Origin of the sequence: Thalassobaculum salexigens DSM 19539 (genome assembly GCF_000423805.1) — a bacterium.
GTDB lineage: Bacteria > Pseudomonadota > Alphaproteobacteria > Thalassobaculales > Thalassobaculaceae > Thalassobaculum > Thalassobaculum litoreum.
Window position 1 is genome coordinate 1700587 of sequence record NZ_KE384093.1, and the last position, 15497, is coordinate 1716083.

Here is a 15497-nt window from a genome sequence, read left to right on the forward strand (position 1 = left end):
GCGCAGGCAAGACTTCTGCCTGCGCGATCGATTTGCTTCGCCTCGGTCAGAACAGCATCTTCGTGCCGACGACGAAGAACAGATTGTCCCGCTGCTCGCCTTCTGCCCGCGCAAGGTCGGCCGTCTCCCCGAACCGGCGCTCGTAATGCACGCCGATATAGGGCGCGACCGCCCGGTCGAGCAGGTCGTAGCTGAGCCGGGCGCCGACCTCGAGTATGGGCGCGAAGGCCCCGACCCCGAGGTCAGCGTCGTCGCCCAGCGGCGTGTCCAGCTCCAGGCTCGGCGTGAGGGTGATCCGGTTGGTGATCAGGCCCTCATACTCTGCCTCGATCCGCACGAACGAGGTCTCGCCGACATAGAGATCGGCGTCGAGCTCGAACCATTGCGGGGCCAGACCCTTCACCCCGATCACCCCGTAGGCGCGGTCCTCGCCGCGCGGCGTGTCCAGCCGAACCCCGACGACCGCGTCGAAGAAGGTCGAGATCGGCGTCTGCAGTCGGAGCTGGTTCTCCAGCTTCTCGAAGCGGCTGCCCTCCGTCAGATATTCCGCCTCGCTGCGCCAGACGAGTTTGAGTTCGTCCGTCCCGACCAGAGCGTCGAAGTCCCAGGCATAGAGGTCCGATCCGTCGTCGAACCGGCGTTCGGCCTGTTCCACCTGCAGGCCGTAGATCAGCGGCTCGGCCGGTGCCGGGGCCGTCCAGAACAGCGTCGGGATCAGGCCTGCGGTCGCAAGAACGTGTCTGCGCATGATCTCAGCCTCCGGTGGTCTGCTGCGGGACGGCAGGGAGATCGGCGCTCTTACCGGCCGGTCCGCCTTCGACGATCACCTTGCGGAACATGCCGCTGTCCATGTGATAGGACAGGTGGCAGTGGAAGGCCCATTCGCCGGGCGCATCGACCTCGGTTTCCATGTACAGCGTCGTGCCCGGGGCCACGCTGACCACATGCTTGACCGGGTTCCACTTGCCCTGACCGACATCGAGGATCGACCACATGCCGTGCAGGTGCATCGGATGGGTCATCATCGTCTCGTTGACGAACTTGAACCGGACCCGCTCGCCGTATCGCAGCCGGATCGGCTCGGCGTCCGAATACTTCACGTCGTTGATCGACCAGATGTAGCGCTCCATGTTGCCGGTCAGGCGCAGCTCGATCTCCCGGGTCGCATCGCGGTGCTCGTAGAGCGGCTTCTGCGCCTTCAGGTCGGCATAGGACAGGAACTTGCCGCCGTCGGCCGCCTGCGGTGTGAGACCGCTGCCGGGGGCGTAGAACGGATCCGCCGCGGCCATCGGCATGGCGCCGTGCCCCATGGCGCCATGGTCCATGGTGCCGTGGTTCATCCCCTGCATCACCGTCCCGTCCGCCATGGTATGCGTCGGCTGCGGTGCCTGGGAGTTGGACGATCCGTGATCCATGGACCCGTGCTCGCCATGGGCCATGCCCATATCCGCCATGGTCAGAAGCGGCGGTTCGCGCAGGTCCGGCACCTCCGCCTCCATCCCCGACCGGGGCGCCAGGGTGCCCCGCGCGAAAGCCGTGCGGCCCATGGATTCCGCGAAGACCGTATAGGCCCGGTCCTCGGTCGGTCGCACGATCACGTCATAGGTCTCGGCCACGGCGATCCGCAGTTCGTCGACGGTCACCGGCTGCACGTTGTTGCCGTCGGCCTGCACCACGGTCATCTGCAGCCCGGGAATGCGGATGTCGAAATAGGTCATCGCCGAGGAATTGATGAAGCGCAGCCGGATCCGCTCGCCTGGCTCGAACAGACCGGTCCAGTTCTGCGATGGGCCCATGCCGTTGATCAGCGGCGTGAAGCCCTGCAGGTCCTCCACATCCGTCGGCATCATGCGCATCTCGCCCCAGGCGCTGCGGTCGTCGAGGGCGGAGGCCAGCCCCCGGTCCCGGCTGTCGTCCAGGAAGTCAAGCAGGGTGCGCTGCTGCCGGTTGTAGTAGTCGGGCATCAGCTTGAGGTTCCGCATGATCCGCTCGCCGGAATGCGGATGGGCGTCGGTGAGCTGGACGACATAGTCGCGGTCGAAGCGGAACGGCTCGCGTCCCTGCGGCTCGATGACGATCGCTCCATAGGCGCCGTCGGGTTCCTGGAAGCCGGTATGGCTGTGGAACCAGTAGGTGCCGCTCTGCACGATGGGGAAACGGTAGGTGAAGGTCTCGCCGGCCTTGATCCCGTCGAAGGAGATCCCGGGCACGCCGTCCTGCCGGTAGGGCAGGATCAGCCCGTGCCAGTGGATCGAGGTGTCCTCGGCGAGGTTGTTGGTCACGGCTATCGTGACCTCCTCGCCCTCCTTGAACCGAAGGACCGTCGGCGTGGACGATCCGTTGTAGCCGATGGCGGTCTTGGCGAAGTCGCCGGTCTCCAGGGCGACCCGGTCGACGGTGATGCTGTAGTCGCCGGCGCTGGCGGCGGTCACGCTTGATACGGTGAATGCCGCTGCGAGCGCGCAGGCCCGGGCAAACGATGTCGCTGTCACGACGCGTCTCCTGATCTGGGGGATGGGTCGGAGCACCGGGCCGCGCGCAGGGCGGCCCGGCTCCTTACACGGTGACGGTCAGTTGGCCTTCCGGAAGTCGCCCATCATCCCGGCCTGGTAGTGGCCCGGGACGTTGCAGGCGAACTCCAGGTCCTTGGCATCCGCGAAGCGCCAGATCAGCTCGCCCGACTGGCCGGGCTCCAGCAGCAGGCTGTTGCCGGCGGCGTGCATCCCGTGGCCCATGGAGGTCTTCATCTTCTCGGCCGCCGCCCGGTCGATCCGGTCGGGCATGAGCACGCCGTGATCGACCAGCATCTGCATCTCGGCTTCGTGGGCCTTATGCATCTCGGCGGTGGCGATGTTGAACTCGTGCACGATGGCGCCGGCGTTCTTCACCAGGAACCGGACGGTCTCGCCCTCGGAGACGGAGAGGGTTTCCGGATCGTAGTAGTTGTCGTGCATGGTGATCTCGACGGTCCGACCGACCGCCGAGGCGTCGCCCGGCTGGCCGATGGACATGGCGGCGCCATGGCCCCCTCCGTGCGACATCTGGGCCGACGCGATGCCGGCAACGGACAGGGAAAGCGCAAGCGCAGCCGCAACGGCACGCGCATACAGGCGGTGGTTCATTGGAGGTATCCTCGCAAGAAAGCAAATGATCGAAAGGCGTTGCAGCCGCCGAGCCGGAGGGCATCGGCGTGGACGGTCAGTCGATCAGGCGCGAGGCGGCGGTGTGGTCGCTTCCGCATTCAGGCCGGCGGCCAGCCGGTCGGACGGCGCCGACCAGTCGTGCCGGGTGTAGGGCAGACCGGCGACGGCCGCCATATCCGGCGTGACATAGCCGGCGCAGCTGTGGCCGGCGATCGCGCAGGCGGCATGATAGCCGGCACGGTCGGTCTTGTGCTCCCCGTGACCGTCCGTATGCCCGGGCATCGGCGCCTCGGCCGCCTGCGACACCGGCATGTCGCCGCTCCCGCCTCGATGCGGATCCGCCATCCCCATCGCCCCCGTGGAGAGGGCGATCAGGAGCATGGCGGCGATGGCGATGAAGCGCTTCATGACGGTCGAATAGGGCCTCCAGCAACCGGAAGGTCAAGAACAGTCTGCGCCCGCCTGCACAGGGGGACACGGGACCGTGCCGTAGGAGCAGAACACGCAGCAGTCTCCCGGCTTGGGCTTCAGAACGGCGCCGCAACCCTTGCAGTCGTAGAACCACTGGCAAGCGTCGGTCGGCATCCGCTCCTCCTCGCGATGACCGCAGCGCGGGCAAGTGACGGTCGACCGGTCGGTCGGCTCGGGCTGGCGTCTCATTCCGGACGCTCCGGGTCCATCAGGTACTCCACCAGGGCCGCGATGTCCGCATCGCTCCAGTAGCGTGTGCCGTCCCGGATCACCTCGGCCATCGACCCGCCGAGGCTGTCGCCCGTGGGCGTCAGTCCCGACCGCAAGGCATAGCGCAGATCGTCTGACGTCCATCCCGCCCGCGCCAGGGCCTCGGGCGTGATCGCCGGGATTTTCTCGCTCCCGGGACCGGTGCCGCCCTCGAACTTGCGGTCCGGATCGGGGCCGCCGAGCAGGGTCCGGGGCGTATGGCAGGCACCACAATGGGCGGCGGCCTCCGCCAGATAGCGCCCGCGGATCCAGGATTCGTTTCGGTCCTCCGCCGGTGCCAGCGGCCCGGACTCGAAATACAGCCGCTTCCAGAGCCCAACACCGCGAGCCCAGCTGAACGGGACGCGCAGCCGGTGTTCCGGCGGCCCGCCGGCCACCGCCGGAACCGACCGGACGGCGGCCCAGAGGTCGACCACGTCCTGATCGGTCAGCCGTGTGTAAAAGCTGTAAGGAAAGACCGGAAAGAGGTGGCTGCCGTCCGGTGCTTCTCCGGCCGTCAGCGACCGGGAGAAATCCGCCAGCGTCCACGCCCCGATCCCGTCCTCGGGATGGGGGGTGATGTTCGGGGCGAAGAAGGCGCCGAATTCGGTGTCGATCCCGGCGCCACCGGCCAGCACGGCACCGTCGCTCGTCGGGTCGGTGTGGCAGGCGATGCAGCCCGACAGGCGCGCCACATAGGCGCCGCGGTTCACGTCGCCGGAGAGGCCCACCAGGTTGCGCTCGGGCACGCTTGGACCGGCAGTGAGCCAGACGAAGGCACCGCCGCCCAGAAGGGCGGCGGCGCCGACAATCAGCCAGAAGGTCCGGGCCATCAGTTCTGCTTCTTGCGGAAGCTCTGGTGACAGGCGGAGCAGGTGTCGGCCAGATGGAAGAAAACCCCGTCAGGCGGCATCTGCGCCAGCATCTCGGCGGTCGGACCCTGTCCCCCGCCCATCATGCCGCCGCCCATCATGCCGCCGCCCATCACTCCCTGGCCCTGCATCATGCCCTGTCCCTGGCCCTGTCCCCGGCCCATCATGCCGCCCTGGGCGCCGCCCGACGGTCGCGGGTTATCGGCCGCAGCCGCAAGGGCGCGGGCATAGGCGGAGAGCTGATCCGACAGGGCACTGAACCGGTCCCAATCGCTCCAGATCGCCGGCAGCGCCTCCGACGGGTGGTCGAGGCTGTCCTTGGGAAAGAGCCTGGTCAGCGCCTCGCCGCCATGGCTTTCGATGGTGGCGGCCAGCGACCGGACCCGTTCGGCACCGTAATCCTGCTGACCCCGCATCATCGCGGTCAGTTCCTTCATGGCGTCGCCGAGCGCTTCCATGGAGTCCATGCGCTCCTTCACCACGCCCGAGGCGCCGCCATGGGCGATCGCGGTGGTTGCACCGGCTCCGATCGCAGCCGCCATCGCGACCGCGACAATCATCTTACGTTTCATCGTCAAACTCCGTTCGTCGTCGGATCGTTACAGGATCAGTCGAGGGTGACGCGGAGTGTGCCGGTTGGAGGAGGGCAGGGAGGGGTACGCGCGATGTCCCGCGCAGGCTTCACCCCCATGGGGAGCAACGGCCGACCCGCCTTCCGGAGGTGCAGAGGCGTGGTCTGTCTGGGCACTTCGAGACCCGCGTGCGAGCATCCGCCGCCCAGCCCGGCCAGCGACGTCCGGTTTGCCAGGCCCGGCCCGTCCGTGCCGGTGTCTGCCGCCACCGCGGCGCCGGCCGCCAAGGCCTGTTTTGCAGGCGCGCTCGAATGCAGCGGATGTGCTTCGGCGGCGGATGGAGCAAGCAGGAGCGTGGCCAGGCCGATCAAGAGGGACACCAGCAGACCGGCGGTTCTCACGGGGCGTGGACCTGTCGGGGTGAAGTTCCTCGGCGCTCGCATGGGTCCAACCTCAATGGCTTGGTGCGGGGGAGACCATATCGCGGTTGGCGCTTTATTGGGAGCCCTCGGCCTGTAGGCAGTTCAACCGCCCGGTCTCCTGAGTCCATCAGCGCTCCATCAACAGTGATTTTCTGGTCTGAGTGAAGTCACCAGCCGTGATCGTCTAGAACAATAATCCCACTTGATGGAAGTCTGGGGTGGATCTCCGCTATAGCCCTGGCCCTCCCCGGTCCTCCGTTTTCACAAATATGGCGGTGGGCCAATTCAGTGGGGGAAGATCGGCAATCCAGACGGTATGATCCTTCGTTGAAACCGAGTTCGGACCCGCGATGCCGGTTCCCGCCGACGGTTATCCAGCATGCCGTCTGGTCGTGCCTCTGTTTCAATTTATCGTTATGAAATCCGAGCCCCTTATAAAGGGAACGAGGCCTTCACCGGCTTTCAAGCGTTTCATTTTCGAGCGTCGGCAAAGGAGTTTGCAGGAAGGCACGGCGCCCGTCGGAGTGGAACGCTTGTGCTATCTGCGGCGCAACGCTCTCAAGATAGAACTTGTTTATCGTTCCCGACCGGAACCGCTTGTACTGCGTCCAGTAGATGTCGTCGGTGAGACCAAACACCCCCGTGTCCTCAGTTCCGTCCGAAAACGTCATCCGACAAACGCCGTCTTGCCCATAATGCGCGGTCGCAATATGGACGCGGCTTTCTGGATCGTAACAATTTAGGGTTTTCCCGAACAAAAATTCCCGAAGTTCATTTGGCTTCAAGCGCGCCACGATCATGCCCTACCCCTGTCGATTGGTCCGATTTGCATATTAGTGCATAGGCGATTGGTGCTGACCTCATCTTTGGTCCAGGCATTGCCCAAGCTCGTTACTAAGGGCGAGGCCCTCATCACCGGGGGCAAGGCCCTCATCGCACAGTCTTTTCAATCCCGATTGTCGTCTGACTGCCCGAGAGCATGCCAATCTGCGCTACGGCGCAGTTTTCTCGGTTCGCACATTGAGACTGAGATGGGGTTCTCTGACCAGCTCAAGTCCGGCTTTGTGGCGAGCCCGGGTGAATTATGCAGCACTCTTCCATTTGAGCGGGGTCAGGTAGACGATGCGATCACCTAAACTAACCATTACATCGCCATCCTGAATATTGATCTGGAGCCTCATCGTGCGGCTTGCCAGTTTTGCCAGTTCGCCTGTGTCTTTCTCGGAAAAATTTACCACTTGAAGGTTGTCAAAACGGTTGGTGCTTTTTTTAATCTTGTCCCACCAGATCTCGGCTGTCCTGCCGCCATAAGGATAGACAATCACCTTGCCGGCCTTGCCACAGGATTGACGCATCACCTTCTCGCTCGGAAGCCCAAGGGCCACCCACACATCAAGCGCGCCGTTCAAGCTTTTCTGCCAAATGTCGGGCTCGTCATCCGTTGACAGCCCCTTTGTCATTTCCAGATTTTCATGGGCATTTAGTGCAAAGGCGACAATGCGCACCATCATCCGTTCATCCGTCTCAGATGGATGTTTTGCCACGGTCAATTTATGGGTCTCGTAATAGTGACGATCCATGTCCGAGACCGAAAGCTCAACTTTGTAGATGGTGGCATTTTGCGCCATGACTTGTCCCAAAACTGCGAAGATTGCGATGCTTACAGGGTCTGTGAGGTGGTCCCCTTTGTTCGGACAGTTTGGCGGCTTGATTAAGCTATAAGAAGCATAATGAGCTCTTAACAACCGCTTTTAACAAAAGAACGGGCGGCATAGTGTGCCGCCCGTTGAAGGTGTTTGTTCGAAGTCTCTCTTGGTCTGCTAGCTGGTGGGCTTCATGTGCATCAAAGCCATACGGAGCCTAAGCGTCTTGTGCAAACCGGCCCAGTGGCTTCGGGTCTTGCCGACTATGTTCGGGGCGTTGCCGTGTTCTTTAATTGTGGCCCTCGTCTCTGCAACGAGTTCGGCTTTTGCATCCTCCCACAGCTGAAGCACCGAGGGAAAACCTCCGGCCCACCGCGCTTGGCCGGTCGAGGGATCGATATCTACGCAGGCGCGGAAAGCTGCCAGGATAGGCATCAGTGCCGGGCGGGACAGCCGCTGTTCAGTAGGGCTATCGCCAGAGAACGGGTACTTAAACCAGCTTTTTCGGTTCTTTGCCCGTTCGACAATTTTCAGCTTACCGGCAGAGCCGCCCTGGCGGTTCCATTCGTCGGGAAAGTCTCGCCGGATCTTATCGAAAAGGACCAAGGCGTCCCGAAGAATCGGGCGCAGTTTGTAGTACTTAGACTTGTGCCAGTTGGGCTGATGCTCCTGGTAGTCGTTCCCGAATTTTTGAAGCGGGGCGCTTACCTTCTCGTACGACGATGTCGGATGGATTGGCTGGTCGTTCGGGAAGTCCAACACGTTCAGGGCTTCGAGGACAGCGATGATGTCCTCGACTCCGAACTCTTTGTTGTCGCTCTCTTTGAAGCCGATGATATCGGCATAAGGCGACCGCTCGATCTCAGACTTAATCCAGTCGAAAACCCCACTGATGTCGTAGATCGACTTGGGTTTCACCTGCATGCCCGTGTTAAGGCCCTGTGCGATTTCGGACACCATGAACGGCTCAATGCCCGTCCGGATGTAGACCTCAACATGCTGCTCGGGCGGGATGCTGCCCTCGTCTTGCTCTTGGAGGATCAGTTGGTAGGTGTGTGCCCCATCGACGATGCCTCGATCATTGTCGATATCGACTTCATACACGCCTTTTGCCTTGTCGATCAGGCGGACATCTTCTGCAAGGATAGTGATGCCCTTGTTCAGCAAGTCGAAAGCACCAGGCGTGAATTCTTCGCCCTGAAGGCTTGAACGGACTTCCTTGTAGACCTTTCGGTTAAGCCCAACCGGTTCGCGAGCGTTCGCTTTCCAGCTGATACCGCTTGGCAGTTGGTCAGCTCGAACCAAAAGAACGTGTTTTTGGATTGTCGGGAAAGTCGGGTGCTGCATGCGCCGCGCTTCGGCAACGCGAAAGGTGTGCGTGGTGATCTTAGCCACGGTACTTCTCCTTAATTTGATGCCCACGGTGGGGCTCCTGATTGCTGTCCGCACGCTGGCCGCAACAGCTCTGCACGATGGCAGGAGGACATAATTTAAGGTCGCTTCCTAAAATCAGCAACCTTTATGCGCTGTGGGTGTGGATAATTATCACGTGCACCGGTCTCGTGTACCGATCGGCTGCACCATCGGTATCCGTAACTGTATGATTTTGAAAAGAAATGAAGAAGTGGCTGGGGGACCTGGATTCGAACCAGGGTTGACGGAGTCAGAGTCCGTAGTCCTACCGCTAGACGATCCCCCAGCAGGACCGGGAGGGCCCGGTGTCCGTGGACTTGGGCGCTCCCTCGCGGTGAGCCGGGCTTCTAGCACAGCCCGGGGCCAGGATGCAAACCCTTGAAGCACTCCGTCTCGCACCCCGTGTTTCCGCGGCGCCGCGACCGTCCGCATCGCCCGTCCTTCCGCCCCAAACCGTCGCCGAACCGCGACCCGGGCGCCGGCCTTCGGAGCGGGGTGGGCCCGTCGGCGCCGGGGAGCGGGTGCCGTAACGCTGGTGGCGCCGTGTCCAGGCGGCTAGACTGATCGCGAAGAAAGCGTCGGGGACACACAACACCGGCGCACAGGACAGGGAAGGACGTCAGGGGAATGGAGAGCGGTACGCAACGTGCCGACCGTTCCCGCCCGCAGGACTCGCCGCAACGGTCGGGCAACGACCGGGCGGAGGGGGCTGCAATTCGGGACGGGATCGGCGACGGCGCCACCAGGCCGGCCACGCGCCGGCACGCCTCGCGCGGCGACGGCGCGGCCAGGGGAAACGACATACTCGCCGCGCTCGACCTCGGCACCAACAACTGCCGCCTGCTGGTCGCCCGGCCTTCCGGGCAGGGCGGATTCAGGGTCATCGACGCCTTCTCGCGCATCGTTCGCCTGGGGGAGGGGGTGGGGGCCTCTGGCGCGCTCGCCGACGCCGCCATCGAACGGACCCTGGACGCCCTGCGGATCTGCGGTTCGAAGATCCGCCGGCGCCGGGTCACCCGGTTCCGGGCGGTCGCCACCGAGGCCTGCCGACGGGCGCGCAACGGCCCCGAGTTCCTGGCCCGGGTGGAACAGGAGACCGGCATCGCCCTGGAGGTGATCTCGTCGTCCGAGGAGGCCGGACTGGCGCTCGCCGGCTGCGCGCCGCTGCTCGACCCCAACCTGCCGGGCGCCCTGGTCTTCGACATCGGCGGCGGCTCCACCGAACTCGCCTGGTCGCGCGGCACCCTGGCGCAGGGGCAGGCGGCGGTCACGTCCATTCCGATCGGGGTGGTCACCCTGGCAGAGACCTATGGCGGCGACCGCTACGGCCCCGGGGTCTACGAGCGCATGATCGAGGACGTGGCGGTCTGGCTGCGCGCCTACGAGCGCGAGCACGCCATCGCCGCCGAGGTCGGGGCCGGCCGGGTGCAGGTGGTCGGCACCTCCGGCACGGTCACCACCCTGGCCGGCGTGCACCTCAACCTGCCGCGCTACGTGCGCGACCGGGTGGACGGGCTGTTCCTGGATGTGGCAGACACCCTGGCCATCGGACGGCGGCTGGCGGACCAGAGCTTCGAGGGGCGGGCCGCCCATCCCTGCATCGGCCGCGAGCGCGCCGATCTGGTGGTGGCGGGCTGCGCCATCCTCGAGGCGATCTGCCGGCAATGGCCGGTGATGCGGATGAGGGTTGCCGACCGGGGGGTGCGCGAGGGCATCCTGTTCGGACTGATCGCGGGGACGTCCTGATCCCCGCAGGCTTGCAGGGAGCGGCGACGGAGCATGGCGAACAAGAGTTCGGGAGGCGGTGACCGCCGGGGGTCCGGCAGCCGGCAGACGACGGTCAAGCTGCGCACCGCCCGCGGGCGCACGGCCTCGTCCCAGCGCTGGCTGCAGCGCCAGCTCAACGACCCCTATGTGGCCGAGTCCAAGCGCCTGGGCTACCGCTCGCGCGCCGCCTTCAAGCTGATCGAGATCGACGACCGCTTCAAGCTGCTGAAGAAGGGTCAGCGGGTGGTGGATCTGGGCTGCGCGCCCGGCGGCTGGACCCAGATCGCCGTGCAGCGGGTCGGCGCCCCGGACAAGGGGCAGGTGGTCGGCCTCGACATTCTGCCGCTCGATCCGATTTCCGGCGCGGAGCTGCTGCTGGCCGATTTCACCGAGGCGGAAGCGCCGGAGTTGCTGAAGGCGAAACTGGGCGGGCCGGTGGACGTGGTGCTGTCCGACATGGCGGCCTCCTCGACCGGCCACCGCAAGACCGACCACATCCGGATCGTCATGCTGGCCGAGCTGGCGCTCGACTTCGCCTTCGAGGTTCTGGCCCCGAACGGCGTGTTCGTCGCCAAGGTGTTCCTGGGCGGCAGCGAGCGCGACCTGCTGAACCCGATGCGCCAGGCGTTCCGGCAGGTGCGCCACTTCAAGCCGCCGGCGAGCCGCTCCGAGTCGGCGGAAACCTATGTCATCGCCACCGGTTTCCGCGGCCGGCCGGAGACCGCCGGAGAGGCCGATCCGGAGCCTGAGGAGGAGGGCTGAGGCCGGGCCGACGGCGCGCGGCTGCGGCCATTTCGCCCGCCCGGATTATGCCGCTTGGCATGTGACTGCCGCAGTGTATATTGCGCCGCCACCGACCCACCGGAGGCACCATGGACATCCGCGACGCGCTGACTTTCGACGACGTTCTCCTCGAACCCGCCCGCTCGAATGTCCTGCCGGCAAAGGTCGACACCCGAACCCGGGTCACCCGCACCATCGAACTCGGCATCCCGCTGCTCTCCAGCGCGATGGACACCGTGACCGAGCACAGGCTGGCCATCGCCATGGCCCAGGCCGGCGGCATCGGTGTCGTCCACAAGATCCTCGACATCGAAAGCCAGGCCAACGAGGTCCGGGCGGTGAAGAAGTTCGAGGCCGGCATGGTCATCAATCCCGTGACCATCCACCCCGAGGCCACCCTGGCCGAGGCGCTGGACCTGATGAAGCGGCACGGCATCAACGGCGTGCCGGTGGTGCAGACCCGCACCGGCAAGCTGGTCGGCATCCTGACCCACCGCGATGTGCGCTTCGCCACCGACGAGAGCCAGCCGATCAAGGAGCTGATGACCAAGCGGGTCATCACCGTCGGCGACGACGTGAAGGCCGACGAGGCGCGCGCCCTGCTGCACAAGCACCGTATCGAGAAGCTGCTGGTGGTCGACGGCGACAAGCGCTGCGTCGGCCTGATCACCGTCAAGGACATGGAGAAGGCGCAGAACCACCCGACCGCCGCCAAGGACGACAAGGGACGGCTGCGCGTCGCCGCGGCGACCGGCGTCGGCCACGAGGGTATCGCCCGGGCCGAGGCGCTGATCGACGCCGAGGTCGACATCGTCGTCATCGACACCGCCCATGGCCATAGCGAGGGCGTGATCGGCGCGGTGGAGGAGATCCGCAAGCGGGCCAACTACACCCAGATCATCGCCGGCAACGTGGCGACCGCGGAGGGTGCCAAGGCGCTGATCGACGCCGGCGCGGACGCGGTGAAGGTCGGTATCGGTCCCGGCTCGATCTGCACCACCCGCATGGTGGCCGGTGTCGGCGTGCCGCAGCTCACCGCCATCGTCGATGCCGCCAAGGTCTGCCGCGAGGCGGGCGTGCCCTGCATCGCCGACGGCGGCATCAAGTATTCCGGCGACCTGGCCAAGGCGATCGCCGCCGGCGCGGACTGCGCCATGATCGGCTCGCTTCTGGCCGGAACGGACGAGAGCCCGGGAGAGGTCTACCTGTACCAGGGCCGCTCCTATAAGGCGTATCGCGGCATGGGCTCGATGGGCGCGATGGCCCGTGGGTCGGCCGACCGGTACTTCCAGGAAGAGGTCAGCGACACCCTGAAGCTGGTGCCGGAAGGCATCGAGGGCCAGGTGCCGTACAAGGGGCCGGTCGGTGCGGTCGTGCACCAGCTCGTCGGCGGTCTGCGGGCGGCCATGGGCTATACCGGCAGCGCCTCGATCAAGGACATGCAGGCCAATGCGAAGTTCCTGCGGATCTCCAACGCCGGCCTGCGCGAGAGCCATGTGCACGACGTCACGATCACCCGCGAGGCGCCGAATTACCGGCCGGGCATGTAGGCCGGAAGGCGCAGCGTCATGAAACCCGCGGGCCGCCTGGCGGCGGCAATCGAGATTCTCGAGGCGATCGACGCGACCGATCGGCCGGCCGACCGTGTGCTCGACCGCTACGTGCGCGACCGCCGCTATATCGGCGGCGGCGACCGCTCGGCCATCGCGGGGCGGGTCTGGGGCGTCTTCCGCCGGCGCGCGCGGCTGGACTGGTGGATCAAGAAGGCGGGCAAGGGCATCGGCCGCGACGCCCGCGGCCGGGTGCTGGCCGATCTGGTGCTGCACGACCGCCAGGACGTCGCCGGCATCGCCGAGATGTTCGACGGCTCGCGCCACGCGCCCGCCATCCTGGCCAAGTCGGAGAGCGAGGCCCTGCGCCGGATCGTCGGCGGCGAGTTCGACAGTCCGGACATGCCCGACGCGGTGCGCGCCGAGTGCCCGCCCTGGCTGTGGCCGCATATGGAGGCGCGGTTCGGCGCCGAGGTCGGTCCGGCGGTGGCGGCCCTGGGGCAGGAAGCGCCCTTCGATCTGCGGGTGAACCCGCTGGCCGGGATGAGCCGCGAGGCGGTGATCGCGGCGCTGGCCGCGGAGCAGGTTCCGGCCGTGCCGACCGCGCTGTCGCCCTTTGGACTGCGGCTGGACCGGCGGCGCCCGGTGGATGCCATGGCGCCGTTCAAGTCCGGGGCGATCGAGGTGCAGGACGAGGGCTCCCAGCTCGCCGCCCTGCTGGTCGGCGCCGGACCGGGGATGCTGGTGGTCGATTACTGCGCCGGGGCCGGGGGCAAGGCGCTGGCGCTGGCGGCCGGGATGGAGAACAAGGGCCGGCTGGTGCTGTTCGACGTCTCCAAGGGCCGGCTCGACCGGGCGGCGGTACGCCTGCGCCGGGCGGGCATCCACAATGCCGAGCGCAAGGTGCTGGCCGAGGGCGACAAGTCGGTGAAGCGGATGGCCGGAAAGGCCGACCGGGTGCTGGTCGACGCGCCGTGTTCGGGCACCGGCACCTGGCGGCGCAATCCGGACGCCAAGTGGCGCTACGGCGAGCAGGACCTGGCGGAGCTGACGAAGACCCAGCGGTCGATCCTGGAACGGGCGGCGAGCCTGGTGAAGCCTGGCGGCCGGGTGATCTACGTGACCTGCTCGGTCCTGCGGGCCGAGAACGAGGACGTGGTGGAGGGCTTCCTGGCGGACAGCGACCGGTTCTCGGTGCTGCCGGTGGCCGGGGTGTGGGCGCAGAGTATCGGTGAGACGGGGTGTCCGGCGACCGGGCCGTACCTCACGCTCTCGCCCCATCGCGAGGGCACCGACGGGTTCTTCGTCGCGGTCCTGGAGCGTGCCGCACAGCCGTAAGGGCGGCACGCACTCTTCACCATTTCTCGTCTTCCCGGACTTATTGCTTGTCTTCCCGAAACTATTTCTCGTGTTCCCGGACTTGATCCGGGACCCAGCCATCGGCGTGCCGGAGCGCTCGAGGCAAGGGCCCAACGCCGCAGCGACTCCATTCTGGACCCCGGCGCGAGACCGGGGAGACGGTAGGGGAGGCCGCAGGGGGAGAGAGCTCAGATCCGCTGCCCGCTGTCCCGGTCGAACAGGTGGCAGCGGCCGTCGCCCGGCATCACGTTCAGCCGGTCGCCGCGCGACGGCAGAGCGGTTTCCGCCGGGATGCGCAGGGTCGCCTGCGGTCCCTCGGCCAGCACCCCGTGCAGTACGCAGGTGTCGCCGAGATCCTCCATGACCTCGACCTCGAAGGGCAGGCCGGTGCCGTCGTCGCGCAGCTCGGCATGTTCCGGCCGGAAGCCCAGCGTCACCGGCCCGTCGGCCCGGTCCGCCCCGTCCACGTCGTCGATCCGCGCGTCCGTCCCTTCCAGCACCACCGATCCGCCCTCGACCCGGGCGTCCAGCAGGTTCATCGCCGGCGAACCGATGAAGCCGGCGACGAAGGTGTTGGCGGGCCGGTCGTAGAGATCGCGCGGGGTGCCGGCCTGGGCGACCACCCCCTGGTTCAGCACCACGATCTGGTCGGCGAGCGTCATTGCCTCGACCTGGTCGTGGGTCACGTGGATCATGGTGGTGCCGAGACGCCGGTGCAGGCGGCTGATCTCCAGGCGCATCTGCACCCGCAGAGCGGCGTCGAGATTGGACAGCGGCTCGTCGAACAGGAACACCTTGGGATCGCGCACGATGGCCCGGCCGATGGCGACGCGCTGGCGCTGGCCGCCGGACAGTGCCTTCGGCTTGCGGTCGAGCAGGTCGGTGATCTGCAGGATCTCCGCCGCGTTGCGCACGCGCTCCTCCACGGTCTCGTCGGATTCCTTCGCCAGCTTCAGCCCGAAGCTCATGTTCTGGTAGACCGTCATATGCGGGTAGAGCGCATAGCTCTGGAACACCATGGACACGCCGCGCTCGGCCGGGGCGATGTCGTTCATTACCTCGCCGCCGATCGACAGCGCGCCGCCGTCGATATCCTCCAGCCCGGCGATCATCCGCAGCAGGGTGGACTTCCCGCAGCCGGACGGGCCGACCAGCACGCAGAACTTGCCGTCCTCGATCTCCAGGTCGATGCCCTTGATCACCTCGGTGTCGCCGAAGCTCTTGCGCAGGCCGCGCAGGGTGACGGTTGCCAT

General features: G+C 66.1%; 15 protein-coding genes and 1 tRNA gene. 4 read left to right on the top strand and 12 right to left on the bottom strand.

Annotated elements, in window-relative coordinates; all coding sequences use genetic code 11:
• Positions 1–46 precede the first annotated feature (46 nt).
• From G578_RS0112335 to G578_RS0112380, 11 genes are all read right to left on the bottom strand, one after another.
• Positions 47–748 (bottom strand): copper resistance protein B, encoded by a 702-nt coding sequence (locus tag G578_RS0112335; RefSeq protein ID WP_028794499.1) that lies wholly within the window; start codon positions 746–748, stop codon positions 47–49.
• Positions 749–752: 4 nt separating this feature from the next.
• Positions 753–2492: a copper resistance system multicopper oxidase gene (locus G578_RS0112340; RefSeq protein ID WP_245565599.1), complete on the bottom strand. Its 1740-nt coding sequence runs from the start codon at positions 2490–2492 to the stop codon at positions 753–755.
• A 78-nt stretch (positions 2493–2570) separates the two neighbouring features.
• A complete protein-coding gene (locus G578_RS0112345) occupies positions 2571–3122 on the bottom strand; it encodes a cupredoxin domain-containing protein (protein ID WP_028794501.1) in 552 nt (183 codons plus the stop codon).
• 84 nt (positions 3123–3206) lie between these two features.
• Positions 3207–3551, bottom strand: coding sequence for a hypothetical protein (locus G578_RS0112350; RefSeq protein WP_028794502.1), 345 nt, complete (start codon positions 3549–3551; stop codon positions 3207–3209).
• A 33-nt stretch (positions 3552–3584) separates the two neighbouring features.
• A complete protein-coding gene (locus G578_RS30300) occupies positions 3585–3803 on the bottom strand; it encodes a GDCCVxC domain-containing (seleno)protein (RefSeq protein WP_084618849.1) in 219 nt (72 codons plus the stop codon).
• A complete protein-coding gene (locus tag G578_RS0112355; RefSeq protein ID WP_038014086.1) occupies positions 3800–4696 on the bottom strand; it encodes a cytochrome c in 897 nt (298 codons plus the stop codon). The genes G578_RS30300 and G578_RS0112355 overlap by 4 nt, the downstream gene beginning before the upstream one ends.
• The gene (locus G578_RS0112360) at positions 4696–5307 is read right to left on the bottom strand and encodes a c-type cytochrome (protein ID WP_028794504.1); all 612 of its coding nucleotides are present in this window, start codon (positions 5305–5307) and stop codon (positions 4696–4698) included. The genes G578_RS0112355 and G578_RS0112360 overlap by 1 nt, the downstream gene beginning before the upstream one ends.
• An 874-nt stretch (positions 5308–6181) precedes the next feature.
• Positions 6182–6529 carry a hypothetical protein gene (locus G578_RS29530; RefSeq protein ID WP_156907302.1) on the bottom strand — a complete coding sequence of 116 codons (348 nt, stop codon included), beginning with the start codon at positions 6527–6529 and terminating at the stop codon, positions 6182–6184.
• A gap of 282 nt (positions 6530–6811) precedes the next feature.
• Positions 6812–7357, bottom strand: coding sequence for a YaeQ family protein (locus G578_RS0112370; protein WP_028794506.1), 546 nt, complete (start codon positions 7355–7357; stop codon positions 6812–6814).
• Positions 7358–7549: 192 nt separating this feature from the next.
• Positions 7550–8767 carry an AIPR family protein gene (locus G578_RS0112375; protein ID WP_028794507.1) on the bottom strand — a complete coding sequence of 406 codons (1218 nt, stop codon included), beginning with the start codon at positions 8765–8767 and terminating at the stop codon, positions 7550–7552.
• Between the two features lie 230 nt (positions 8768–8997).
• A tRNA-Gln gene (locus G578_RS0112380) sits at positions 8998–9071 on the bottom strand.
• A 341-nt stretch (positions 9072–9412) separates the two neighbouring features.
• Here G578_RS0112380 and G578_RS26080 point away from each other — a divergent pair.
• From G578_RS26080 to G578_RS0112400, 4 genes are all read left to right on the top strand, one after another.
• On the top strand, positions 9413–10531 hold the full coding sequence (locus tag G578_RS26080; RefSeq protein WP_084618850.1) for a Ppx/GppA phosphatase family protein: 1119 nt from the start codon (positions 9413–9415) through the stop codon (positions 10529–10531).
• A gap of 33 nt (positions 10532–10564) precedes the next feature.
• Positions 10565–11314 carry an RlmE family RNA methyltransferase gene (locus tag G578_RS26085; RefSeq protein ID WP_051244702.1) on the top strand — a complete coding sequence of 250 codons (750 nt, stop codon included), beginning with the start codon at positions 10565–10567 and terminating at the stop codon, positions 11312–11314.
• 110 nt (positions 11315–11424) lie between these two features.
• The gene (gene guaB / locus G578_RS0112395; RefSeq protein ID WP_028794508.1) at positions 11425–12885 is read left to right on the top strand and encodes an IMP dehydrogenase; all 1461 of its coding nucleotides are present in this window, start codon (positions 11425–11427) and stop codon (positions 12883–12885) included.
• Between the two features lie 18 nt (positions 12886–12903).
• Positions 12904–14223 carry an RsmB/NOP family class I SAM-dependent RNA methyltransferase gene (locus tag G578_RS0112400; protein WP_028794509.1) on the top strand — a complete coding sequence of 440 codons (1320 nt, stop codon included), beginning with the start codon at positions 12904–12906 and terminating at the stop codon, positions 14221–14223.
• Between the two features lie 209 nt (positions 14224–14432).
• Here G578_RS0112400 and G578_RS0112405 read toward each other — a convergent pair whose 3' ends face one another.
• Complete coding sequence (locus G578_RS0112405; protein ID WP_028794510.1) at positions 14433–15497, bottom strand: ABC transporter ATP-binding protein; 1065 nt, start codon at positions 15495–15497, stop codon at positions 14433–14435.

Bases quoted from the DNA above. Each gene is read 5' to 3' on its own strand.
- G578_RS0112335 (WP_028794499.1), bottom strand. From the start codon at position 748: ATGCGCAGACACGTTCTTGCGACCGCAGGCCTGATCCCGACGCTGTTC.
- G578_RS0112345 (WP_028794501.1), bottom strand. From the start codon at position 3,122: ATGAACCACCGCCTGTATGCGCGTGCCGTTGCGGCTGCGCTTGCGCTT.
- G578_RS0112350 (WP_028794502.1), bottom strand. From the start codon at position 3,551: ATGAAGCGCTTCATCGCCATCGCCGCCATGCTCCTGATCGCCCTCTCC.
- G578_RS30300 (WP_084618849.1), bottom strand. From the start codon at position 3,803: ATGAGACGCCAGCCCGAGCCGACCGACCGGTCGACCGTCACTTGCCCG.
- G578_RS0112355 (WP_038014086.1), bottom strand. From the start codon at position 4,696: ATGGCCCGGACCTTCTGGCTGATTGTCGGCGCCGCCGCCCTTCTGGGC.
- G578_RS0112360 (WP_028794504.1), bottom strand. From the start codon at position 5,307: ATGAAACGTAAGATGATTGTCGCGGTCGCGATGGCGGCTGCGATCGGA.
- G578_RS29530 (WP_156907302.1), bottom strand. From the start codon at position 6,529: ATGATCGTGGCGCGCTTGAAGCCAAATGAACTTCGGGAATTTTTGTTC.
- G578_RS0112370 (WP_028794506.1), bottom strand. From the start codon at position 7,357: ATGGCGCAAAATGCCACCATCTACAAAGTTGAGCTTTCGGTCTCGGAC.
- G578_RS26080 (WP_084618850.1), top strand. From the start codon at position 9,413: ATGGAGAGCGGTACGCAACGTGCCGACCGTTCCCGCCCGCAGGACTCG.
- G578_RS26085 (WP_051244702.1), top strand. From the start codon at position 10,565: ATGGCGAACAAGAGTTCGGGAGGCGGTGACCGCCGGGGGTCCGGCAGC.
- guaB (WP_028794508.1), top strand. From the start codon at position 11,425: ATGGACATCCGCGACGCGCTGACTTTCGACGACGTTCTCCTCGAACCC.
- G578_RS0112400 (WP_028794509.1), top strand. From the start codon at position 12,904: ATGAAACCCGCGGGCCGCCTGGCGGCGGCAATCGAGATTCTCGAGGCG.
- G578_RS0112405 (WP_028794510.1), bottom strand. From the start codon at position 15,497: ATGGCAACCGTCACCCTGCGCGGCCTGCGCAAGAGCTTCGGCGACACC.